This window comes from uncultured Bradyrhizobium sp. (assembly GCF_947648125.1).
Taxonomy (GTDB): domain Bacteria; phylum Pseudomonadota; class Alphaproteobacteria; order Rhizobiales; family Xanthobacteraceae; genus Bradyrhizobium.
On record NZ_CANSMR010000021.1, the window covers coordinates 78,788 to 98,449 of the forward strand.

At 66.6% G+C, this 19,662-nt stretch carries 17 protein-coding genes; all 17 read right to left on the minus strand.

Annotated features, from left to right (window positions below; all coding sequences use genetic code 11):
- Nucleotides 1-1,596 carry a xanthine dehydrogenase family protein molybdopterin-binding subunit gene (locus Q0030_RS29480; RefSeq protein WP_298375184.1) on the minus strand — a complete coding sequence of 532 codons (1,596 nt, stop codon included), beginning with the start codon at nt 1,594-1,596 and terminating at the stop codon, nt 1-3.
- A gap of 12 nt (nt 1,597-1,608) precedes the next feature.
- On the minus strand, nt 1,609-2,088 hold the full coding sequence (locus Q0030_RS29485; RefSeq protein WP_298375186.1) for a (2Fe-2S)-binding protein: 480 nt from the start codon (nt 2,086-2,088) through the stop codon (nt 1,609-1,611).
- Between the two features lie 6 nt (nt 2,089-2,094).
- Entirely contained in the window at nt 2,095-2,913 is an 819-nt protein-coding gene (locus Q0030_RS29490; RefSeq protein ID WP_298375189.1) for an FAD binding domain-containing protein, read from the minus strand.
- A gap of 15 nt (nt 2,914-2,928) precedes the next feature.
- Nucleotides 2,929-3,372, minus strand: coding sequence for an SRPBCC family protein (locus Q0030_RS29495; RefSeq protein WP_298375192.1), 444 nt, complete (start codon nt 3,370-3,372; stop codon nt 2,929-2,931).
- Between the two features lie 215 nt (nt 3,373-3,587).
- Nucleotides 3,588-4,025: an SRPBCC family protein gene (locus Q0030_RS29500; RefSeq protein ID WP_298375193.1), complete on the minus strand. Its 438-nt coding sequence runs from the start codon at nt 4,023-4,025 to the stop codon at nt 3,588-3,590.
- A gap of 9 nt (nt 4,026-4,034) precedes the next feature.
- Nucleotides 4,035-6,929: a flotillin domain-containing protein gene (locus Q0030_RS29505; RefSeq protein ID WP_298375196.1), complete on the minus strand. Its 2,895-nt coding sequence runs from the start codon at nt 6,927-6,929 to the stop codon at nt 4,035-4,037.
- Nucleotides 6,930-6,954: 25 nt separating this feature from the next.
- Nucleotides 6,955-7,788, minus strand: a complete 834-nt coding sequence (locus Q0030_RS29510) for a phosphoenolpyruvate hydrolase family protein (protein WP_298375198.1) — start codon at nt 7,786-7,788, stop codon at nt 6,955-6,957.
- A gap of 3 nt (nt 7,789-7,791) precedes the next feature.
- On the minus strand, nt 7,792-10,002 hold the full coding sequence (locus Q0030_RS29515; protein ID WP_298375201.1) for an ABC transporter permease: 2,211 nt from the start codon (nt 10,000-10,002) through the stop codon (nt 7,792-7,794).
- Nucleotides 9,995-10,777, minus strand: coding sequence for an ABC transporter ATP-binding protein (locus tag Q0030_RS29520; RefSeq protein ID WP_021075866.1), 783 nt, complete (start codon nt 10,775-10,777; stop codon nt 9,995-9,997). The genes Q0030_RS29515 and Q0030_RS29520 overlap by 8 nt, the downstream gene beginning before the upstream one ends.
- The gene (locus Q0030_RS29525; protein WP_298375209.1) at nt 10,770-11,855 is read right to left on the minus strand and encodes a branched-chain amino acid ABC transporter permease; all 1,086 of its coding nucleotides are present in this window, start codon (nt 11,853-11,855) and stop codon (nt 10,770-10,772) included. Before Q0030_RS29525 ends, Q0030_RS29520 begins: the two co-directional genes overlap by 8 nt.
- A gap of 1 nt (nt 11,856) precedes the next feature.
- Nucleotides 11,857-12,867 (minus strand): branched-chain amino acid ABC transporter permease, encoded by a 1,011-nt coding sequence (locus Q0030_RS29530; protein WP_298375212.1) that lies wholly within the window; start codon nt 12,865-12,867, stop codon nt 11,857-11,859.
- A 121-nt stretch (nt 12,868-12,988) separates the two neighbouring features.
- A complete protein-coding gene (locus tag Q0030_RS29535) occupies nt 12,989-13,807 on the minus strand; it encodes an AraC family transcriptional regulator (RefSeq protein WP_298375215.1) in 819 nt (272 codons plus the stop codon).
- A 138-nt stretch (nt 13,808-13,945) separates the two neighbouring features.
- Nucleotides 13,946-15,196 (minus strand): ABC transporter substrate-binding protein, encoded by a 1,251-nt coding sequence (locus Q0030_RS29540; protein WP_050401637.1) that lies wholly within the window; start codon nt 15,194-15,196, stop codon nt 13,946-13,948.
- 506 nt (nt 15,197-15,702) lie between these two features.
- Complete coding sequence (locus Q0030_RS29545; RefSeq protein WP_298375221.1) at nt 15,703-16,422, minus strand: SDR family oxidoreductase; 720 nt, start codon at nt 16,420-16,422, stop codon at nt 15,703-15,705.
- A gap of 25 nt (nt 16,423-16,447) precedes the next feature.
- Nucleotides 16,448-17,692, minus strand: a complete 1,245-nt coding sequence (locus Q0030_RS29550; RefSeq protein ID WP_298375223.1) for an acyl-CoA dehydrogenase family protein — start codon at nt 17,690-17,692, stop codon at nt 16,448-16,450.
- Nucleotides 17,693-17,806: 114 nt separating this feature from the next.
- On the minus strand, nt 17,807-18,742 hold the full coding sequence (locus tag Q0030_RS29555) for a helix-turn-helix domain-containing protein (RefSeq protein ID WP_298375225.1): 936 nt from the start codon (nt 18,740-18,742) through the stop codon (nt 17,807-17,809).
- A 135-nt stretch (nt 18,743-18,877) separates the two neighbouring features.
- On the minus strand, nt 18,878-19,651 hold the full coding sequence (locus tag Q0030_RS29560; protein WP_298375228.1) for an SDR family oxidoreductase: 774 nt from the start codon (nt 19,649-19,651) through the stop codon (nt 18,878-18,880).
- Nucleotides 19,652-19,662 lie beyond the last annotated feature (11 nt).

Genomic DNA, 19,662 nt, shown 5'->3' on the forward strand with positions numbered 1-19,662 from the left:
TCAGCGCCTCCTGGTGCCGAAAACGGAAGAGAAGCGGGTGGCGCCATGCGACGGCGCACTCGGCCGCGGTGGCGGAGGCGATGGTGGCGTTGAAGAGGGCGGCGGCGGTGGCGGCGGCTCGCGGGTCGCGGCCGGCGCTCGGTCATACGTCGTGCGCTGCTGGATCGGTGCAGCCGCCGGTGCATGCGATTCCCGCGGTGTCAGCGTCACAGCGGCACGGATCCCGCCGCCATCCTTGCGTGACGACATCCGCTTGAACTCCTCGCGGATCGGCCATTTCGCCTTCTCCGCGGCGACCTGCACGCATTCGATCAGCGCGGTGTTCTTGGCCTCGCGCCGATGTGCCTTCATGTCGCCGTCGCGATACGCATTGAGGATTCGGAACTCCATCGGGTCCATGCCGACCAGATGGGCGAGCTTGTCCATCTGGCATTCGATCGCGAAGTCCATCGCCGTGACGCCGAAGCCGCGCATCGCGGTCGCGGGCGTCCGGTTGGTGAAGACGCAGTAGACGTCGCCATGGACGTTCGGGATCGTGTAAGGGCCGGGCAGATGGGCGGCGCATTTCACCGCCGCATAGCTCGAAAGCCGCGTATAGGCGCCGCTGTCGAAATAGGCGCGCACCTTGCGGGCGACCACGCGGCCGTCGCGCATCACGCCATCCTTGATGTAGATGCGCTCGGCGCCGCGCGGCGGGCCGTACTGCATCTCCTCTTCGCGCCCGAACACGTAGCGCACCGGGCGCCCGGTCAGCATCGCGCCGAGGATGCAGAGCGGCTCGGTCAGGGTATCGACCTTACCGCCGAACCCGCCGCCGACGGTGCCGCCAATGAAATGGAAGGTGTTGGAGGGCACGTCGAGGATCTTGGCGCAGGTGTCGACCGAGAAGAACAGCGCCTGCGTCGAGGTATAGACGATGTAGCGGCCGTTGGTGTCGGGCGCTGCGATCGAACCGTTGGTCTCGGTCGGCGCGTGCTCGATCGGCGACATCTGGTAGCGCTGCTCCAGCACATGGTCGGCCGTGGCAAGCGCCCGATCGGCGTCGCCGAAGCGCAGCTGCTGGCGATCATAGGTCTCGTGATAGGTGAAGGTGTTCTTGGGGTACACTTCGTTGACCACGGGCGCGCCGGGCTTCAGCGCGTCCTCGACGTCGAACACCGCCGGCAGCGGTTCATAGTCGATCTTGACCTTGGCGATCGCCTCAAAGGCCTCGCGCGGGCTGTCGGCGATGATGGCGACGATCGGCTCGCCCTTGTAGCGCACCTTGTCGACCGCGAGCGACGGCTCGTCGTCCTTGCCGAAATTGATCAGGCTGAGCAGCGTGTTCAAATTGCGCGGCACGTCGGAGGCGCGGATCACGCGCCGCACCCCCTGCGACCGCTCGGCCTCCGAAGTGTCGATGCGCCGCAGTCTTGCATGCGAATGGGAGCTGCGGACCACCTTCAAGTGCAGCATGCCCTGCAGCTTGTGGTCGTCGAAATAGGGCGAGGTGCCGGTGACATGGCCGAGCATGTCCTGGCGCTGCGTGCCCTTGCCGATTTCTTTTAAGTTGTCGTCGCGCTCGTCGGCGAAGAGGTCCTTGCGCAATTCCAGCATGACAGTGTTCCCTTACGCGCGGGCCCGGCCGTCGGATGCGGCGGATAGCACGGCGTTGATGATCGGCTCGTAGCCGGTGCAGCGGCAGATATTGCCTGAGATCGCCTCGACGACTTCGGCGCGGCTCGGCTGCGGATTGCGGTCGAGCAGCGCCTTGGCGGCCATCAGCATGCCCGGCGTGCAATAGCCGCACTGCGCGGCGAAATTGTCGGCGAAGGCGCGCTGTAGCGGGTGCAGATTGGGACCGTCCTTGATGCCGTCGAGCGTCTCAACGGAGCGGCCGGCGACCGTTTCGGCGAGCGTCAGGCAGGAGAGGTGCAGTTCGCCGTCGATCAGCACGCTGCAGGTGCCGCAGCCGCCCTGGCCGCAGCCGAATTTTGGCGTCATGTCGCCGATCAGCTCGCGCAGCGCGACCAGAAGGTTGGTGCCGCCGTCGACGAAGATCGCGACGTCGCGACCGTTGTGGCTGAATTGCAGAGGGGTCTTGGCCATGACGATCTATTCCTGACCGGACAACAGGCGCCTGAGATGAACGCCGACGATCTCGCGACGATACCAGGCGCTGGCGAGCGCATTGTCGCCGGGCGAAGTTCCTTCGATCGCTGCGGCGGCCGCCGCATTGATCGCGGAGGCGTCGAGTGCGCGGCCTTCCAGCGCGCGCTCGGCGGCGCGGGCGCGGATCGGCGTCGGCGCCATCGAGCCGAGCGCGACACGGGCGCCGACGATCCGGCTGCCGTTGACGGGCAGATGCGCCGCGAGCGTGATCACCGCGCCGCCCTTGGGCTTGATCCGGGCGACCTTGCGGTAGCGGAAGGCCTCAGTGCTGCCGGGCTTGGCAAACGAGATTGCGAGCACCAGCGTGCCGGCCTGCCGGTCGCGCGATTGCAAAAATTCCTCGATTCCGATCTCGCGGCCGCCGAGGCCGCCCTGCACCGACACGACGGCGTCGAGCGCGAGCATCGCGACCGTGAAGTCGCCATATGGCACCGGTGCGAACAGATTGCCGCCGACCGTGCCCATGTTGCGCACCGCGGGTCCGCCGATCGAGCGGGCGGGGGCATGCAGGAAGCCGAGATCGCGCTCGGCCAGGATGCGCGCGAAAGTGACGCCGGCGCCGAGCGTGATGCGCGAGCCGGAGGCGTCGATCCTTGTCATCGCTTGGTCGCTGGCACGCACGACCGTCGAGATCGAGATGTCGCCCTCGTTCAGCGCCCGCATCACCAGCGTCCCGCCGCCGAGATAGCGGGCGCTGCGATCCGACGACAGCGCCGCCGCGGCGTCTTGGGTGCTGGTGAAGGTCCTCACCGTGACTGGCATGATGTCCTCTCCCGCTTACGCGGCCTCCTTCAGATGCCGGCGGATGGCGTCGAAGCCGGCCTGGTAGATGTCTTCCGAAACCATGTGCGTGATGCGATCCGTGTCCTCGGTCCGCGTCGTGAAGCGCGATTCCCAATGCCAGAAGGTTCGGTCGCCATCGGTGACCGGCAGCAGGCGAACATGTGCCACGTAGTTGAACATCGGGACCGGCGTATCGAGCAGGCAGTAGCTGAACGATTGTTCGAGATCGGACAGCGCCAGCAGCTGCTCGCGCAGCTCGGCGCCGTCCTTCAGCTTGAAGCGCCTGACACAGCCGATCTTGTCGGAGGGCTGCGCCCGCTCGATCCCGCTGGTCGCGACCGCCGGGTGCCAGCGGTCATGGCCGTTGAAATCGCGCAGCACGGCCCACACCGTATCGGTCGGCGCATCCAGGATCGTGCTTTTGACGATATGCGGCATGGTCAGCGTCCAATGCCCATCGCTTGCATCGATGTGGCCGCGTGCACCACCTCTCCCCAACGGGGAGAGGTCGCGCCGAAGGCGCGGGTGAGGGGGCTCAGGTCCCACGAGGGACCGCAACCCCTCACCCGGATCGCATCTGGCGATACGATCCGACCTCTCCCACAAGGGGAGAGGTGGACTGTCAGCGTGGCGAAATTTGACCGAAGCATTCATCAGCCTCCGAACGCCCGCTTCAGCGCGTCGAAGCCGCCCTGGAACACGCCGCCGCCGATATTGTTGACGAGCTCCGTCTCGCGCTCCGGCGCGCAGTCGAACTCGGCGGTCCACTCCATGAACGTCTGGTCACCGTCGGTGACCGGCGTGAGCCGCAGCGTCGCGACGTAGTTCTCGACGCCCATCGGCGATTCCAGGATCGAGTAGGTGCAGAACATGTCGTAGTCCGACAGCCCGAGCAGCTTCTCGCGGATGCGATCGCCGTTGCGCAGGCGGAAATCCCTGATGCAGCCGATCTTGTCCGAGGGTTCGCCGCCCTCGATCCGGCTTTCCGCGATCGCGGGATGCCAGTTCGGCAGCCCGTTGAAATCGCGGACGCGGGCCCAGACCCGGTCGTTGCGGGCGTTGACGACGGTGGAGACGTAGACTCGTGCCATGGCGTGAGCTCAGTCCTTCTTGCGCGGCGTGCGCTCAGGCCGCACCGGCTCGCCGTCGCCTTCGGGCGCTGCCGGCTTGGCCTCACTGCCGCTCTTCCGAGCGGAATCCTTGATGCCCTGCATGTCGCGCGCCTCGCGGATCAGGCCGGGCATCTTGGCGAGGCTGCCGCCCTCGACGCCGATGTCCGAGAGGATCGAGTCAATCAGCGGCGCCTGCACGCGGTAGCGCAGCGCGGAGTCGATCACCTCGTCGGTGGCGCTGCGGCCACTGCCGCCGCCTTGGCCGTTGCCGTTGAGGCCGTCGACCTGGAGGATGCGGATGCCCTCGATCTTCTCCATCGGCTTGACGCTCTCGCGCACGATACCCTCGATCCGGTCGAGCAGCTTGCGACGGAACAGCGAGTAGCGCGCCTGGTCGGTCAGCACGTTCTCGGCCTCATTGAGCAGGCGCTGCGCCTCGGCCTCGACCGTGGCACGCACTCGCTCGGCCCCGGCCGCGATCCTGGTTTCCTCGGCCTGCTTCTCCGCGAGCAGCACCTCGACGGTCTTGCGCCGTTTGGCGATCTCGCTCTCGCGCGCGGTAACAACGCGCTCGGCCGCCTCGGTGGCGTGAACCCTCGCGTCTTCGGCGGCGGCGCGCGCCGCCGATTCCTCCAGCGACTTCTGATGCAGCGCGATGGCCTTCTCCATCAAGGCGGTCTCGACGTCTTTCTCCCGGTTCACCTCGAGCTTGCGCAGCTCGCGTTCGCGGCCGACCCTCGCCTCGTCGAGGCCGCGGTCGGAGGCGATACGGGCGCGCTCGACTTCTTCACGTGCCGCGATCTCGGCCTCCTGCAGCGATTGATTGCGGGCGACCTCGAGTTGCTCGATCGAACGGCGCCGTTCGATCCGCGCCGCCTCCAGCGCCTGCTCGCGGGAAACGTCGGTGGTCTCGACCTCCTTGCGCGCCGTGATCTCGGCCTGCTTGACCTGCCGGTCGGCATCGATCCGCTCCGAACGCTTGGCGGCGAGCGCGATCACGCGCTCCTCGTCGGCGAGCTCGATCGCCCGCTTCTGGTCGATATTGAGCACCTCGCGGGTCCTGGAGGAAGCGATCCGCTCGCTCTCCAGCGCCAACTCCACATCGATCCGTTGCCGTTCGATGGCGTCGCGGCGCTTCAGCTCGGCGGCCTCGATCGCCTCGGTGCGCGCGATCTCGAGCCCGCGGGTCTCACGTTCGGCGCGGATGCGTTGTGCCGCGACCGATTTCTCCTGCGAGATCCGCGCGGCCTCGATCGATTCGCGCGAGGCTATGTCGGCTTCCTCGATCGCGCGGGTGCGTGCGATCTCGAGTGCCCGGACATGTTCCTCCTGCGCGATCCGCGACGCCTCGGTGGCGTCGCGCGCGGTAATTCCGGCGATCTCGATCGCCTGGTTGCGCTCGATCTCGAGCTTGCGGGTGGTGTGATCGGCGGCGATGCGCTCGGCGGCCAGCGTCTTCTCTCTAATGATCCGGGCGGCCTCGACCGACTTCTGCGCCTCGATCTCGGCTTCCTGGATGGTTCGCACCTGCTGGATCTCCAGCGCCCGGGTGCGCTCGTCGGAGGAGATGCGCTCGACATTAACAGTCATGGTCTGGGCGATGCGCGCCTTCTCGGTGGCCTCGCGGGCCGCGATCTCGGCTTCCTCGACCGCGCGGGTGCGCTCGATCTCGCGGCGGCGGGTTTCTTCCTCATTGGCGATGCGGGCGTCGGTGACGACGCGATCCTGCTGGATGCGGGCCTTTTCGATCGACTCGCGGGCGGCAATCTCGGCTTCCTCGACCGTGCGCATCCGCTCGATCTCGCGCTGGCGCACCTCGCGCTCCGATGCGATGCGGGTGGTGTCGACCGAGCGCTGGTTGGCGATCCTGGCCTTCTCGATCTCCTCACGTGCCAGCAACTCCCGCTCTTCCACCGCGCGGGTGCGCTCGATCTCCCGGTGCCGGGTCTCGCGTTCGGAGGCGATCCGGGCCTCGGTGATGGCCTGCTCGTTGGCGATGCGCGCCTTCTCGATGGCTTCACGCGCGGTGATCTGGGCCTGCTCGGCCTCGGTCTCGCGCAGCGCGCGCTCGCGCGCGACCTCGGTGCGCTGCAGGGCGCGGCGCATTTCGATGTCGCGTTCCTGCTCGAGGCGGGCGGTCTCGCTCTCGCGCTCGATGTCCAGCGCCTGCCGTTCGGCCTCCAGGTTGCGGGAACGGATCTTGATCATCGAGTCCTGCTCGATGTCGTTGCGCAGCTTGCGCTTGGCCTCGATGTCTTCCATCAGCCGGGTCAGGCCTTCTGCGTCGAAGCGGTTCGAGGGATTGAAATATTCGAGGTCGGTCTGGTCGAGATCGGTGATCGCGACCGATTCCAGCTCGAGACCATTCTGCGCCAGCGCTTCAGCGGCGTTGGCCTTGACGCGGGCGACGTAGTCGCCGCGCTGCTCGTGCATCTGCTCCATCGTCATCTCCGAGGCGACCGAGCGGATCGCGGAGATGAACTTGCCGGAGAGCAGCGTGTGGAGCTGTTCGGGTTCCATGGTGCGGCGGCCAAGCGTGGCGGCGGCGATCGAGACGGCCTCGCGGCTCGCCTGCACCCGGACGTAGAAATCGGCCTCGATGTCGACGCGCATGCGGTCGCGGGTGATCACGGCATCCTGCTTGGAGCGCACGATCCCCATCGGCAGCACGTTCATGTTTACCGGCGTGTAATCGTGGATGAACGGCAGCACGAAGGCACCGCCATTGATCACCACGCGTTCGCCGAGGAAACCGGTCCGGACGAAGGAGGTTTCCTTCGATGAGCGGTGGTAGAGCCAGTTCACCACGTAGACGATGATGACGATCGCGACGATTGCGACGATGAGCCAGAGGATCAATTCACCGACCAGCATCCCCGACATCTCTTCCTCCCTTGGTCCCGGCGCGTTAGCGCGCGCCGATCGCCTTGAACTTGCGAACCTGGTCCGTCAGTGCCCGCTCGACCGGCAGGCGCTCCATCGAGGAGGCGCCATAGAAGCCGTGGCAGTTGCGGGTCTGCTTCATGATGAAATCGGCATCCGCGGGGTCCGCGATTGGACCGCCATGCGCGAGCACGATGATGTTCGAATTGACGCTGAGCGCGGCCTCGGCCCAGGCCTCGATCCGGGCAGGGCAGTCGGCAAGCTTTGGCGCAGTCTGCGCGCCAATCGTGCCGCCCGTGGTCAGCCCCATGTGACACACGATGATGTCGGCGCCGGCGATCGCCATCGCGGTCGCTTCCTGTTCGCTGAACACATAGGGTGTGGTCAGCATGTTCTTGTCATGCGCCTTTGCGATCATGTCGATCTCGAGCGCGTAGGACATCCCGGTCTCTTCGAGATTGGCGCGGAAAGTCCCGTCGATCAGGCCGACAGTCGGGAAGTTCTGTACTCCGGCAAAGCCGAGCGCTTTCAACTGGTCGAGGAACACATCCATGTCCCGGAATGGATCGGTGCCATTGACGCCGGCGAGTACCGGCGTCTTGGTCACGACGGGCAGCACCTCGCCGGCCATCTCCACGACGATGGCGTTGGCGTCGCCATAGGGCATCAAGCCGGCGAGCGAGCCGCGGCCGGCCATGCGGTAGCGGCCCGAATTGTAGATCACGATCAGGTCGACGCCGCCGGCCTCCTCGCATTTTGCCGACAGCCCGGTGCCGGCGCCGCCGCCGACGATCGGCTCGCCGCGTGCGATCATGGCGTGAAACTTCTTCAACAGCGCTGCGCGTTCAAACCTCGGCATGGGTCACCTCGCCACTCTCCGCCTGCCACCGGCGCGTCCGAGCAGCGGACGGAACGCGCTGACGATGGCGGCGGTGAACTCGGGATCGTTGATGTTGCGCTTGATGCGGATAATCTGCCGGTTGCCGGTCTGGCGCACGGTGCGCTCCAGCGCGCGGAACAGTGCCGCGTCGGCGTCGGGGTCCCAGAACGGCTGGCCGGGCGCATCGAGCGCGGAGACGCCGCCTTCGGCCAGGAAGAAGCGCACCGGCCCATCCATCTGGTTGAGGCGTTCGCCGATCCAGCGGCCGATGCGCTCGTTCTCTTCCGGCGTGGTCCGCATCAAGGTGACCTGCGGATTGTGGACGTGGAGTTTGCGCTGCCGGTAGCGCTCCGGAACGGTGTCGGGCGCGCCGAAGTTCACCATATCCAGCGCACCGACCGAGCCGACATAGGGCACGTGGCTGCGGATGATGGCGCCAAAGCGGTCGTCGGTCGCCGGGAACACGCCGCCCATCAGCAGGTCGCAGACCTCGGTCGTGGTGAGATCGATGACGCCGGCGAGCTGGCCGGACTCGACCAGCTTCTCCATCGAGCGGCCGCCGACGCCGGTGGCGTGGAACACGAGGCACTCGAAATCCTCGCGAAGGTCCGCTGCGATCTTCTGCACCGCCGGCGTGGTGACGCCGAACATGGTGATGCCGACGGCGGGAAGATGAGCGCCCGTATCACGCGGTTTGCCAGCCTGTTCGTCGAGCCGCGCCTTGACCATGCCGACCAGGGCGTGGGCACCGTTGCCGAGCACCGTGCGCGAGATCGAATTGAGGCCCTGCACGTCGGTGACCGAATACATCATGGTGATGTCGGCGGGGCCGACATAGGGACCGACGTCGCCGGAGGCGACCGAGGAGATGATAAGTTTCGGCACGCCGACCGGGAGCGTGCGCATTCCGGGCGCGACCAGCGACGCGCCGCCCGAGCCGCCGGCCGAGATGATGCCGGCGACATTGCCTTGGCGGCGCAGCCATCGCTCGAATGCCTCCGCCATCGCGGTCACCGAGGCGCCGCGATCGGTGCCGAACACGCCGGAGCCGCCGCGGCCGTGGTTCAGTGCGATTTCCTGCGCGGTGACGTCGCAGCTCGTCGCCTTGCCGCTGGTCGAAACGTCGACCAGCCGGGTGCGCAGGCCGCTGCCGGCGACGATGTCGCGGATGAAGCGCAGCTCCGCGCCCTTGGTGTCGAGCGTGCCGACGACCAGCACGACGGGAGGTCCCGATGTCCTCGACGTTGCCGGTTCGCGCCGCGTGCGCGTTGTCTCCTCGAGCCGCGTGACGGCGGCGGACTGCGTCCGTGCGGCGGCCTCGATGCGGGCGATCGGCACCGGCTGCGACCAGCGCGTCGGCAGCACGGGATTGGAGACGTAGATGCGAGCCGGACCCTTGCGTTCCGGCTGCGGCGTGCCGGGCGCCTCAGCTTTCGCCGGCGCCGTCTCGGCATCGATCTCATCAGCGCCGTGGGTGCCGACGCCGAGCAGCCGCTGCTGCAACTCGCGGTCGGTCGCGAGGCGCGCCGAGTCGATGATGCGGTTGATGCGGCCATTGACCATGATGGCGACGTTGCGCGACACCGCCGTCGCCACGCCGATGTTCTGCTCGATGACGAGGACGGACATGTCGCCTTCGTCACCGAGGCGCAGCAGCATCTCCTCGACCTGCGCGACGATCACAGGCGCAAGGCCCTCGGTCGGCTCGTCCATGATCAGGAGCTGCGGATTGGTCAGCAGTGCGCGCGAGATCGCGAGCATCTGCTGCTCACCGCCGGAGAGCTGGTTGCCGCCGTTGTTCTTGCGTTCGGCGAGTCGCGGGAAGGTGTCGTAGATGCGTTCGATGGTCCAGGCGCCGCGGCGCAGGCCGCCGGCGAGCGCAAGGTGCTCGTCGACCGTCAGCGAGCGCCACAGGCGCCGGCCCTGCGGCACATAGCCGACGCCGAGGCGGGCGATCCGCGCCGGATTCAGCCGCGTGACCTCCTCGCCGCGAATCCGGATCGAGCCACTGCTGGCGCGGACCAGGCCCATGATGGCCTTGCACAGTGTGGTCTTGCCCATGCCGTTGCGGCCGACCACCGAGAACACGCCGGTATCGAGCGTTAGATCAACGCCCTGCAGCGCATGCGAATGGCCGTAATAGACGTCGAGGCCTTTGACTTCGAGTGCGGGCGCGGCACGGCGGTCATTCATGGCCGCCTCCGAGATAAAGCTCCTGCACCTCGGGATCTGACTCGATCTCGCGCGGCAGGCCTTCCTTGAAGATGCGACCGTTGTGCATCATCGTCACGCTCTCGACGACGCGCAGCGCGACGTCCATGTCGTGCTCGATGATGATGTAGCCGATATGCGCGGGTAGCGAGGTCAGGATCTCGATCAGCTCGCGCCGCTCGGTCGGCGACAGTCCCGCCGCCGGCTCGTCGAACAGGATGAAGCGCGGCGCGCCGGCAAGCGCCAGTGCGATCTCGAGCTGGCGCTGCTGGCCATGCGCGAGCTCGGCGACGCGCTGGTCCTTGACGCCGGCAAGGTGCACGGCCTGCACCAGCGTCTCCGTCGCGTGCATCAGCGCATCGTTCTGCCCCGGGCGAAGCAACGAGAACCGGCCGCGCGAGACGCCGCGGCAGGCGAGATAGACGTTGTCCTGCACGGTGAGGCCGGGGAACAGCGCCGAGATCTGGTAGGTCCGGCGCAAGCCCCGGCGGATGCGCTCATAGGGCGGGAATTGGGTGATGTCCTCGCCGAAGAAGCGGATCGTGCCGGAGGAGGGTGGGAAGTCGCCGGTGATGCAGTTGAACAGCGTGGTCTTGCCGGCGCCGTTCGAGCCCAGCACCGCGCGGCGCTCGCCCGGCCGCACGGTGATGGTGACGTCGGTCAGCGCCGCCAGCGCACCGAACAGCCGGGTCACGCCGCGCAGCTCCAGCGCCGCACCGGCGCCGACCACGGACAGTCGCTGCGCGACGCTATCCATGGCGGCCTCCACCCGGACGTTGCCTCGAGGTTGCGCTGCGGCGCCGCCAGCGTTCCCAGAGGCCGATCACGCCGTCCGACGACCAGAACACGATGGCGAGGAAGCCGAGCCCGATCAACAGCCGGAAGCGGTTGCCGTCGAGCCCGAACTTGATCAGCACGTCGAGCGCGAAGGTGCGCAGCAGGACGAAGATGAGTGCGCCGATGAACGGGCCGATCGGCCGCGTGATGCCGCCGACCACGGCGATGATCAGGACGTCGATGCAGGCGCCGACGCTGACCGAGCCGGGCGAGATCTGCCGGTAGTTCCAGACCTGCAGCACGCCGCCGAGCGCCGCGATGAAGGCCGCGAAGGCGTAGGCCGCGATGCGGTGCGCGTTCGGATTGAAGCCGAGCGCCGCCATGCGGCGGGGGTTGTCGCGGACGCCCTGCAGCGCGAGGCCGAACGGCGCGCGTGAGACATACTGGACGGCGAAGTAGCAGGTCGCGGCGACGCCGAGCGTCACATAGTAGAAGGCGATGTCGGCGCGCCAGTCGACACCCCAGAAATGCGGCGTCGCGACGGTGTTGATGCCGGTATGGCCGTTGAAGATCGCCCAGTTCTGGTTGGTGAAGTAGTAGAACGCCGCGCCGATCGCGAGCGTGATCATGATGGTGTAGATGCCCTCGGTGCGCACCGCCAGCGCGCCGCCGAGCGTGCCGAACAGCGTCGCGAGCGCCAGCGCCATCGGGGTTGCGAGCCACCACGGCCAGCCGAGGCTGATATTGGCGTTGCCGCTCATGCCGAACACCGCGACCATGTAGCCGGCGAAGCCCGCGATGGTGAGCTGCATCAGGCTCACCATGCCGCCGTAGCCGGCGAGGAACATCAGGCTGAGCGCGATGACGCCGAGGATCAGCGTGGTGGCGAAGATCTCGATCAGGAAGAAGCCGTTGGCGATCAGCGGCATGATCACGAGGATCAGCGCGACCAGCCAGGCCGCCGGGTTCTGGAATTCCGGCCAGGCGCGGATCAAGGCACGGCGGGTCGCGTTGGCGGATGGGTCGGGGCGGAACTGGGTGCTCTGGAGCAACGACATCTCATCGCCTCGCGAGCAGGCCCTGCGGCCGCAGCGCCAGCACCACGACCATGATCAGGAAGGTGACGACGATGGCGTAGGTCGGGATGTAGACCGAGCCGAGCTGCTCGGCGAGCCCGATGATGACGGCGCCGAGCGCAGCCCCCGGGATCGAGCCCATGCCCCCGACGATCACGACGACGAGCGAGGCGAGCAGGAAGCGGGTGTCCTCGCCCGGCGACAGCGACTGGAAGGTGCCGCCGACGACGCCGGCGATCCCGGCGAGCCCGGCGCCGAGCGCGAACACCAGCACGAACACGAGCTGGATCCGCACCCCGGTCGCAGCCAGGATGTCGCGATCGTCGACCCCGGCGCGCACGATCATGCCGATCCGCGTCCGGTTGAGCGCCAGCCACATCGCGATCCCGATCACGACGGAGGCGGCGAAGATCACCAGCCGCACCAGCGGATATTGCAGATAGACCGGCTCGCCCGATGATTTGACTGCTGTCAACAGCGGCAGCTGCACCGGGCCGATCAGCCAGCTCGGGGTCTGGACCTGGTAGAAGTCGCCGCCGAACACCCAGAGCATCAGATCGGCGAACACGATCGAGAGCCCGATCGTGACCATGGTCTGCCTGAGGTCCTGGCCCTCCATGCGGCGGAACACGGCGAGCTGCAGGATCACCCCGACCAGCGCCGCCGCGACGAAGGCGACGATGAAGGAGAGGATCCACGAGCCGGTCCAGGTGCTGATCGCGTAGCCGATATAGCCACCGAACAGATAGAGCGAGCCGTGCGCGAGGTTGACGTTGCGCATCAGGCCGAAGATCAACGTGAAGCCGCTGGCCACCAGGAAATACAGCCCGCCGAGCGTGATGCCGTTCAAGACGGCGTTGAGGAACACGCGCTTGCGGCCGATCGCGGCTTCCAGCCCCGGCGGCCAGATCGCGAACACCAGCCACAGCAGCACCGCGACCGCGATGATCACGATCAGCGCCCAGGCCGGATGGCGTTCGATGAACCTGGCCATCTCCGTCGCGTTCCCTCTGACGTCGCGGCCGTCTGCCGGGCCGCGTGTCCTTGCATCCTACCGAGGGCGAGAGCTTCGGATTTGATCGACAGTATCTTTTATCGTCTGCTCTGGAACTCCTTCACGGCCGCAACACCTTGGCGGCGCGGCGATAGTCGGTCGGGGCCATGCCGACATTGGCAGCGAAGAAGCGGGTGAAGCCGCTCTGCGAGGAGAAGCCGAGATCGAAGCCGATATCGGCGATCGGCGCTTCGGTCGCGACCAGCGCATCCAGCGCCTGCTCCATGATCAGCGTGTTCATGTAGAGGTGAGGGGTGACGCCGGTTTGCGTCCGGAACAGCCGGTAGAAATGAGGCCGCGACAGGCCGGCTTCGCGTGCGATCGCATCGAGCTCGATCTCGGCGCCGGGGCTTTCCGACATCAGCCTGATCGATTTGCGCACCCTGAAATCGGTTACGGCGGCGGCGGCGCGCGCGTCCTGCGCGGCCTGCCAGCTCTCCTCGTAGCAGGAATCGATCAGCTGCCTGAGCTCGCAGTCGAGGCTGCGCAGCGACGGCGCGCCGCACACCAGTGCTGCGGTGCGGCGGATCAGCCGGTCGAGCGCCTCGGTGCGCGGAAAGAAGGTGCGGCCGAACCGCAAGCCCTGCGCGCTCGCGGGCTGCGGCGCGAACCACTCGGCATTGACATAGAGCACGAAGAAGATCGCGCCGTGGTCCATGTCGGTCGGCAGAAAATTGTGCGGTTCCCACGGGTTGACCGCGACCACGGTGTCGTCCTTGAGCAGCAGGCGCTGCTCCGAGACGTCGATCTGCGCCGGCGTTCCGCCGACATGAAAGATCAGGTGCCCTTCGCGGTGCGCATGCACGTTGAAGGGACGGTTCAACTGATAGACCGTCGCGCGACCGAACCGGCCGTGGAAGACGGCAAGCGCCCTGCTCATGCCTCCCCTCCCGCGGGATGTTCTTGTCTTTTCGACAAGCGTTCATCATCCGCCCGCGGAAAGCAAGGGCGAGCAGGGCTCCTCGTGCAACCGCGCGCCTTCGTCACGGCTGGCTTGCTCGCACCTGCAACAAATACGTCAGTACTTCTTGCACTCCGGGACCGTGCGGCTCGGCAGGCCGATCTTGGCGAAAACCGCCGGATCGTAGCCCAGCGTCTGGTTGACGTTCGGGATCACCTTCACGACCTTGCTGAACAGCGCGCCCTTGCCGTCATCGACAACCTCGGTGACGAAATTGGTGCCGATCGCCTGGCGGTTGGCGTCGAGCTTGATCTTGCCGTTCGGGGCGTCGATCTCGATCTTCGCCAGCGCATCCTTCAGCTTGGCCTGGTTGTTGGAGAGATCGCCATTGACCTGGCGCAGCGCCAGGATCAGCGCCATGGTCGAGCCGTAGTAATTGGTGGCGAGCAGCGACGGGCTCGGGAAGCGTTTGCTCTCCGGGAACGAGTCCTGATAGGCCTTCACGAATTTCTGCCAGCCCGGATCCTCCCAGGTATCGGCTTGGCCGCTTGCCGCGATGGTGCCGATCAGCGCGTTCTTGGCGCTGCCCTTCGACGACAGGATGGTCTGGTCGATCATGATCGAGCCGCCCATCAGATGCGCCTTGCCGCCGGCCTGCTGATACTGGTTGAGGAAGTTGACGGCGTCGGCGCCGCCGAGGCCGAGATAGATCGCATCGACATCGTCGGGCAGCGCGGCGATCACAGAGGCGAAATCCTTGGTGCCGAGCGGCACCCATTGCCGGTTGGTGACCTGGCCGCCGGCGCCGCAGAACTCGAGCACGAGCCCGAACACCTGGGTGTAGATGAACGAGTAATCCTCGCCGACGGTCGCGATCTTGCGATAGCCCTTGGTCTCATAGGCATATTTGCCGAGGCCGACCTGCCACTGCGCGCCGTCCATGTTGTAGCGGAAGAAGTTCGGCGCCGGATCGACATAGGTCGTCTCCTGCGCGCCGGAGGCGGCGTTGACGAAGGTCAGCTCCGGATGGGTCTTGGCAAAGTTCTTCACCGCGATGCCCTCGTCGCCGGACAGCGGTGACAGCAGAATCTGCACCTTGTCCTGCTCGATCAGCTTGCGCACCGCGCGCACCGCGGAGTCCGGCGTCGCGTCGGTCGAGGCGACGACGAATTCGAGTTCCTTGTCGCCGATCTTCTTGCCGAGCACGTTGAGCGCGGTCTGGTGGCCGCGCATGCCATCCTCGCCGAGTACCGTATAGGTGCCCTCGAGCGTCGCGGTGACGCCAACCTTGATCTTCTCCTGGGCGAACGCCGTGCCCGAAAGCAACAGGCTGCTCAACGCAATCAGTCCCAAACTGCCTTTCAACATCGCTCTCCTCCCTCTGTGTTGTCGCCGGGCGTCCGCATCGCCTGACAAGGCTGACGGGCGTCCGGTTGTTGCCGGCAAAGCTAGCCGAAGCCAGGCGCGGCGCGGATGTCGTCGCTGCGGGGGTGCTTAACGGGCAGTCTCATTTTGATTGTTGCGCCGCAGCGCGGTTCGCGGCGCCATGTCGCGGTTACTTGCTCGGTGTCATCACCCGCGCATGCCACCCGTACGCAATCGCAGAATGGGTTCCGAGACAGCAGTGCTTTGGCCGAGGGGCCGCGGCTTCTCCGGTGTCGTCCCTGCGAAAGCAGGGACCAATAATCACTGCCTTGTGTGATTGAATTCGCTGGGGCCCAGCGTCGCACAACAACTGTACCCTGTGGTTGTGGGTCCCGGGTCGCGCTTCGCTTGCCCGGGACGACACTGAATTTGTAGCAGCGTTCGTAACGTGACCCATACATCCGTTGCCGCAGGGCGCGGAGCGGCAACGTAGCTCCAGGCATGCCTTGCTACGGCATATGGTGGCCGGCGGCCTGTCCGCCGTCGACGTGGAGCACTTCTCCGGTCACGAATCCTGCGCCATCGAGGTAGAGCACAGCGCCAACGACGTCGGAGATCTCTCCCATCCGGCCGACCGGGTGGAGTGCCGCCAGCGCTTGATGCGCCTCCGCCGGGTGCATCGGGGTCTTGATGATCCCGGGCGACACCGCGTTGACGCGGATTCCGCTCCTTGCATATTCGATCGCGAGCGCGCGGGTTGCGGCGTTCAGGGCGCCCTTGGTCAGCGAGGCGAGGGCGGCGGGAACGCTGCTCATCGGCTGGTCGACGAGACTGGTGGTGATGGTGACGACGTGACCATGGCCCTGCTTGCTCATCAGCTCCAGCGCGCGCCGGGTCATGTTGAAGAAGCCCGTCACGTTGGTCGAGATGTAGCTGGCGTAGTCTTCCTGCGTATAGGCGGTGAAGGGTTTCGCCATGAAGATGCCGGCGTTGTTGACCAGCGTGTCGACACGGCCGAAGCGCTCCAGCGCCGCCTTGAACACGTGCACGGCCGTATCGGCTGCGCCGACGTCGCCCGCCACCGTGACGATATCCGCGTCAGTGGCCGGCTTGATCCCGCGAGAGGTCGCAACCACCCGGCAGTTGCGATCCCTGAAGGCCTGCACGATGCCGGCGCCGATCCCCTGCGATGCGCCGGTGACGACTGCCACTTTCCGCTCTGTGCTCATGATTGCGCTCCTCCAAAGTATCGCGCTACGCCGCGCCGCTTGCAGCAAGTGGGCTGTAGTCACGGCTCTTCAGCATCGTGTGCAGTTGCCGCCGCCGGATGCCGAGATTGCCGCCATCGAAGATCGGCAGCGCGAGCGCGTCCTGCAGCAGGCCGCTGAATGGGGCCTCATGATCGTAGCTGTCGATCCCAACCACCCGCATCAGGTCGGTGATGACGCGCACGGCGGCCTCGGAACCGAAGATCTTGGCCTGCACCGCCAACTCCTCGGCCGCCGGTGACTGGGTGTCGAGGGCGTGGCAGGCGCGCCAGCTGAGAGTGCGCGCCGCTTCGATCGTGGTCTTGGCATCGGCGAGCGCGTATCCGACCGCCTGATGCTCGATGATCGGGTGAACGCCGCCGCGCTTTTCGCTGCGGGCAAAATCCAGCGCAAACGCGAAGGCTGAGCGCATCAGCGCGACGCCGAAGATTCCGACCAGCGCCGCGGTGCCGGTGAACGCCGCCGCGGTCAGCGCCAGGCCTGAGCCTTGCTGTCCGAGCAGATTGTCGTGTGGCGCTGTGACATTCTGAAAGCCAAACTGCGGCACGAGATGCGCGCGATGACCGATGCTGTCGATCGCGCGTTCGAACACAAGACCGGTCACCGGTCCTTGCACGGCAATGATCGAGATGGCCGCATCGGGGGCTGCTGCGGGATCGGTCCGGCACACGATGGTCAGAAGATCGGCGCCCTCGCGATTCCAGCCGGTGGCCGAGGACACCCATTTCTTGCGGCCGTTGATCAGCCAGTTGTCGCCCTCGTGCCGGGCGGTGGTGCGGACGCCCTCGCCGGGCGGCGGCGAGGCGGCGTTGGCGCTGCCGCCCGGTTCGCTGGAACAGAAGGCGGCGAGCGGCGCGCCGCTGGTCTTCAGGAACGGTGCGAGCAGCCGCTGACACTGCTCCGGCGTGCCGCCGAGCAGCAGCGGCAGCAGGCCGAGCACGCTGCCGAGCATGGTGAGCGTCACGCTGGGGTTCACGCTGTAGAATTCCTCGGCCAGGATCGCCATGTCGATCATGCCGGCATTGTCGCCGCCGGCAGGCGCCGGAATGCATTTGCGCAAGTAACCAGCCGCCACCATCGCCTCATAGGTCGGCTTGGTGGCGAGGAAGCGCTGCTCCGGCGTCGCCAGCTTTTCGGCGGCCCTGGCCTCGGCCAGCACCTCCCTGGCAAACTTGCGGGAAGCGAGCTGCAACTCGCGCTGCTGTGCCGTGAGCGTGAAATCGATCGCCATGCCAATGCCCTCCGTGTCGGCGGTTCGGGCTAATGGCTATCGCGGCGTGGTCGGGAAATCTTGGACGGCAGTGCCCGATTTCTTGGCGCGGAGTGAACCTGTTCTCGCCGCGCTTCAGTGCGCGGCGGCGCGGCGGAACTCGCGCGGGGCGAGGCCATTGTGGCGCTTGAACAGGCGGTTGAAATGCGAGATGTCGCGGAAGCCTGCGGCAAAGGCGATCTCGGCAATGGTCTTGTGGGCGGAGTTGCGATCGAGCAAGGCGCGCGTGCAGGCGGCGATCCGCTGCTCGTTGACATGTTCGCCCACGGAACGGTCGGTGGTCGCAAACAGGCGGTGCACGTAACGCTCGGAGCAGCGGAATTTCCTGGCCAGCACCGGCGCGCCGAGCTCGGGGTCGTCGCTGTGACGGGCGATATGGTCAAGCATGACAGACAGCAGCACGGGCGTATGCACGCGCTCCACCGCAGTGTCGGCGAGGATGTCGGGTGCGTGCGCGATCAGCTCGGCGATATGCGTGCCGAGCATCGCCGAGGTTGTTGCGAGGCGACCGCCGCTCAGGCAGAGCTCGGCGTAGCTCGCCAGCGTCCGCGACAGCGCGCGGCCGGTTTCGGTCGCAGACAGGCCGAGCCGCGGGCGATCGAACAGCGCGTCCGGCAACAGGCGCCGCGGCACGGCAAAGCAGAACAGCTTGAAGCGATGCCGGTGGGCGATCTCGAACGGCTGCGTCGTATCGGCAACCGCGAGATCGCCGGGGGCGCTGATCTGCTCGTGGCCACGCTGCGAGGTGCGCCCCAACCCTTCGAGCTGGAGGTTGACGAAGCAAAGGTCGTCGGTGCTTGCCGCGATGTGCGAGGCGAGCCGGTGCACGATGTGCCCGCTCGCCGTGACCCGCGATATCTGCAGCGGCGCGGCATCGACCTTGCAGATCGCGCCGGCAAACGATTCCTCGGCAATCCTGCGCGGCTCAAGGCGCACGAAGGCAGCTGCGAGGTCGTCTGCCCAACTGCCGAAGGGCTGATCCGGACGGGCCGGCCTGGTCGACCATTCCATGTGCGCCTCGAATAGACCGTCACTGCGAAGGGCCCAGCGGGGCGAAAGATATCGCCGGCCAAACCGGCGGTCAAATTCCGCCGGCGGCCTGTTTCCCCTGCAAGGAAAGGCGCGTGCATGCAGGGAACGACGGCCTCACTTCGTGGTGTAGCCGCCGTTGACGAGGATGGTCTGGCCGGTCATCCACCAGCCGTCCGAGACCAGAAGGCGAATCCAGGGCACGATATCCTTGATGTCGGTGAGACCGGTCTTCGAGTAACCGGACAGCGCCGCTGCCGATTTGTGATAGGCGACCGCATCCGCGCCTTCGGCCGGATAGAAGAACGGCGTGTCCATCGGGCCGGGGCCGATCGCGGTGACCGAGATGCCGCGTGCGCCGAATTCCTTCGAGGCGGCGCGAGTGAAATGTTCGACCGGCGCCTTGGTACCGGCATAGGCGGCATAGAACGGGGTGTAGGCGCCGAGCAGCGACGTCACCAAGGTGCAGATCTTGCCGTTGTCGTTGACGTGGCGGCCGGCTTCCTTGAGGAAGAAGAACGCGGACTTGGCATTGACCGCGCTCATCGCGTCATATTCGGCCTCCGAGATCTCGACCATCGGCTTCTTCAGCACTTTGCCGACGGTGTTGATCGCGATGTCGGGACGGCCGATCGCAGCGACGGCGTCAGTGAACAGCTTCTCCATCGCGCCCGAGGTCGTGAGGTTGGCCTGGAACGCGACCGCGTTGGCGCCGGCAGCCTTGATCGCAGCGACGGTCGCGTCGGCGTCGGCCTTGGTCGCGGCGCTGTTGTAGTGGATCGCGATCGCCTTGGCGCCGTGGGCCGCGAGATCGCGTGCGATCAGGCCGCCGAGGTTCTTGGCGCCGCCGGCGATGATGACGGTCTTGCCCTTGATGCTGTGGTCGGTCATGGCGTTCGCTC

Coding starts and splice junctions, on each gene's coding strand:
- Q0030_RS29480 (WP_298375184.1), bottom strand. CDS start 1,596: ATGCTGGAATTGCGCAAGGACCTCTTCGCCGACGAGCGCGACGACAAC.
- Q0030_RS29485 (WP_298375186.1), bottom strand. CDS start 2,088: ATGGCCAAGACCCCTCTGCAATTCAGCCACAACGGTCGCGACGTCGCG.
- Q0030_RS29490 (WP_298375189.1), bottom strand. CDS start 2,913: ATGCCAGTCACGGTGAGGACCTTCACCAGCACCCAAGACGCCGCGGCG.
- Q0030_RS29495 (WP_298375192.1), bottom strand. CDS start 3,372: ATGCCGCATATCGTCAAAAGCACGATCCTGGATGCGCCGACCGATACG.
- Q0030_RS29500 (WP_298375193.1), bottom strand. CDS start 4,025: ATGGCACGAGTCTACGTCTCCACCGTCGTCAACGCCCGCAACGACCGG.
- Q0030_RS29505 (WP_298375196.1), bottom strand. CDS start 6,929: ATGTCGGGGATGCTGGTCGGTGAATTGATCCTCTGGCTCATCGTCGCA.
- Q0030_RS29510 (WP_298375198.1), bottom strand. CDS start 7,788: ATGCCGAGGTTTGAACGCGCAGCGCTGTTGAAGAAGTTTCACGCCATG.
- Q0030_RS29515 (WP_298375201.1), bottom strand. CDS start 10,002: ATGAATGACCGCCGTGCCGCGCCCGCACTCGAAGTCAAAGGCCTCGAC.
- Q0030_RS29520 (WP_021075866.1), bottom strand. CDS start 10,777: ATGGATAGCGTCGCGCAGCGACTGTCCGTGGTCGGCGCCGGTGCGGCG.
- Q0030_RS29525 (WP_298375209.1), bottom strand. CDS start 11,855: ATGTCGTTGCTCCAGAGCACCCAGTTCCGCCCCGACCCATCCGCCAAC.
- Q0030_RS29530 (WP_298375212.1), bottom strand. CDS start 12,867: ATGGCCAGGTTCATCGAACGCCATCCGGCCTGGGCGCTGATCGTGATC.
- Q0030_RS29535 (WP_298375215.1), bottom strand. CDS start 13,807: ATGAGCAGGGCGCTTGCCGTCTTCCACGGCCGGTTCGGTCGCGCGACG.
- Q0030_RS29540 (WP_050401637.1), bottom strand. CDS start 15,196: ATGTTGAAAGGCAGTTTGGGACTGATTGCGTTGAGCAGCCTGTTGCTT.
- Q0030_RS29545 (WP_298375221.1), bottom strand. CDS start 16,422: ATGAGCACAGAGCGGAAAGTGGCAGTCGTCACCGGCGCATCGCAGGGG.
- Q0030_RS29550 (WP_298375223.1), bottom strand. CDS start 17,692: ATGGCGATCGATTTCACGCTCACGGCACAGCAGCGCGAGTTGCAGCTC.
- Q0030_RS29555 (WP_298375225.1), bottom strand. CDS start 18,742: ATGGAATGGTCGACCAGGCCGGCCCGTCCGGATCAGCCCTTCGGCAGT.
- Q0030_RS29560 (WP_298375228.1), bottom strand. CDS start 19,651: ATGACCGACCACAGCATCAAGGGCAAGACCGTCATCATCGCCGGCGGC.